Annotated in this window: 2 protein-coding genes and 1 pseudogene; all 3 read left to right on the forward strand. The window is 63.3% G+C overall.

The genetic code is table 11. The features are described 5' to 3' along the window. On the forward strand, positions 1 to 1,011 hold a 1,011-nt coding region (locus EOA86_RS30250), incomplete at its 5' end, for an ABC transporter permease (RefSeq protein ID WP_164892123.1). 1 nt (position 1,012) lies between these two features. Continuing rightward, complete coding sequence (locus EOA86_RS30255; protein WP_128344982.1) at positions 1,013 to 1,984, forward strand: ABC transporter permease; 972 nt, start codon at positions 1,013 to 1,015, stop codon at positions 1,982 to 1,984. 122 nt (positions 1,985 to 2,106) lie between these two features. Then, positions 2,107 to 2,499 (forward strand): annotated as a pseudogene (gene cdd / locus EOA86_RS30260) (cytidine deaminase). Positions 2,500 to 2,552 lie beyond the last annotated feature (53 nt).

A 2,552-nucleotide genomic window follows, 5' to 3' on the forward strand; every position in this document is an offset into this window, starting at 1 on the left:
GCCGCCGTCCTGGTCGAGGGCGCCTTCGGCCGCGGGCAAGGCATCGCGTTTACGCTTTTCTACGCCACCACCTTCATCTTCAGCGGGCTGTCGGTGGCGGTTGCGGCGCATTGCGGCCTGTTCAACATCGGTGGCGAGGGCCAGGGTTATATCGCCGGTCTCGGCATCGGCATCGTCTGCTTGGCCTTCGACAGCGTGCTGCCCTGGTGGCTCACCTTCCCGCTGGCGATCATCGCCGCCGCGGCGATGGGGGCGCTGTGGGCGCTGATCCCGGCCTATCTGCAGGCCAAGCGCGGTTCGCACATCGTCATCACCACCATCATGTTCAATTTCATCGCTGCCAGCGTCATGGTCTACGCACTGGTCGGATTCTTGAAGCCGGCCAATTCGATGGCGCCGCAGACGCGTACCTTCCTAGAAGGCGCGCAACTGCCGAAGCTCAACTGGGTCATCGAATTGTTCGGCGCCAAGATCCGTTCGGCGCCGTTCAACATCAGCTTCCTGCTGGCGCTGGCCATGGCCTTTCTGGTCTGGGTGCTGATCTGGCGCACCAGACTCGGCTACGAGATGCGCACCTACGGCCACAGCTCGAAAGCGGCGCGCTATGCCGGCATTTCGGAGACCCGCATCATCATGGTCGCTATGATGATCTCGGGCGCGCTCGCCGGCATGATGGCGCTCAATCCGACGATGGGCGACCAGCACAATGTCGCGCTCGAATTCGTTTCCGGCGCCGGTTTCGTCGGCATCGCCGTGGCGCTGATGGGGCGCCTGCACCCGGTCGGCATCGTGCTGGCGGCAATCCTGTTTGGCATGCTCTACCAGGGTGGCGCCGAGCTCGCCTTCGAGATGCCGGCGATCAGCCGCGACATGATCGTCATCATTCAGGGCCTGGTCATCCTGTTCGCCGGCGCGCTCGAGCACATGTTCCGGCCCTATGTCCAGGCGCTGTTCGCCTCACTCAGCCCGAGATCTGTCGGCATGGAAGCGATCAAGGGGAAGGGTGCCTGAGATGGACATGTTCAACGCCATCATCCAGGTTCTGGACTCGACGATCCGCCTGTCGGTGCCCTTGCTGCTCGCATGCCTCGCCGGCCTCTATTCGGAGCGGGCCGGCATCTTCGACATCGGGCTCGAGGGCAAGATGCTGGTCGGCGCCTTCGCCGGTGCCGCCGCAGCCTCCGTCTTCCATTCCGCCTATATCGGCCTCGGCATGGCCATCCTCATCTCGGTCGCTTTCGCGCTGGTCCACGGGTTTGCCTCAATCACCCATCGCGGCAACCAGATCGTCTCCGGCGTGGCGATCAATTTTATCGCCGCCGGATCAACGATCATGCTCGGCCAGGCCTGGTTCCAGCAAGGAGGACGTACGCCGGCGCTTGCGCCCGGCGAGCGGTTCGGGGCGATCATCTGGCCCGGCGCGGACACGCTTAGGGGGGTGCCGATCCTCGGCCCGATATATTCGGAACTCATCTCCGGCCATTCCGTCCTGGTCTATGTCGCGTTCCTCGCCGTGCCGTTCACCTGGTGGGTGCTGTTCCGTACGCGCTTTGGCTTGCGCATGCGCGCGGTCGGTGAGAACCCGGCCGCGGTCGACACCGCTGGCATCTCGGTCGCCTGGCTGCGCTACCGGGCGCTGATCTGCACCGGCGTGCTCACCGGCATTGCCGGCGCGTACCTGTCGATGGTGCAGAATGGCGGCTTCGTGAAGGATATGACCGCCGGCAAGGGTTACATCGCGCTTGCCGCGCTGATCTTCGCCAAATGGAAGCCGGTCAATGCCATGTTCGCCTGCCTGTTGTTCGGCTTCCTCGACGCGCTGTCGATCCGGCTGCAGGGCACGCCGCTGCCGCTGATCGGCAAAGTGCCGGTGCAACTCATGCAGGCGCTGCCCTATATCCTCACCGTCATCCTGCTCGCCGGCTTCATCGGCAAGGCGATCCCGCCGCGGGCCGGCGGCGTGCCCTATGTCAAAGAACGCTGAGCATGGCCGCGAAAAGTGGAAGCCGGTTTTCGGATCGGGCCATGCGAAAAAGGAAAATATAAGCATGACTTCGAAAAGTGGAAACCCGTTTTTCGGACAAGATCATGCGAGGGAAAAACTAAATGTCGCATGATCTGTTCGAAGCGGCCAAGGCGGCCATGGCCAAGGCCTATGCGCCGTATTCGAAGTTTCCGGTCGGGGCGGCACTGCGCACCGAGGACGGCCGCGTCTTTACCGGCGCCAACATCGAGGTCGCGTCCTATCCGGAAGGCTGGTGCGCCGAAACCACCGCGCTCGGCCACTACATCATGGCCGGCGGCGGCAGGATAACGGAGATCGCGGTGATCGCCGAGCGCACGGCAAAATGCTCACCCTGCGGCGGCTGCCGGCAGCGGCTGGCCGAATTTTGCCGGCCGGAAACCAAACTCTAGCTCTGCGACAGTGGCGGCGTGGTCGAGACCGTGACCATGGGCGACATGCTGCCCTACGGCTTCCAAGGCGACATGTTGAAATGAAGAGCTGGTTGAAATGAAGAGCTGGTTGAAATGAAGGAGGCGCTTGATCGTCT

It is taken from the genome of Mesorhizobium sp. M5C.F.Ca.IN.020.32.2.1, assembly GCF_004023105.1.
Classification (GTDB): domain Bacteria; phylum Pseudomonadota; class Alphaproteobacteria; order Rhizobiales; family Rhizobiaceae; genus Mesorhizobium; species Mesorhizobium wenxiniae.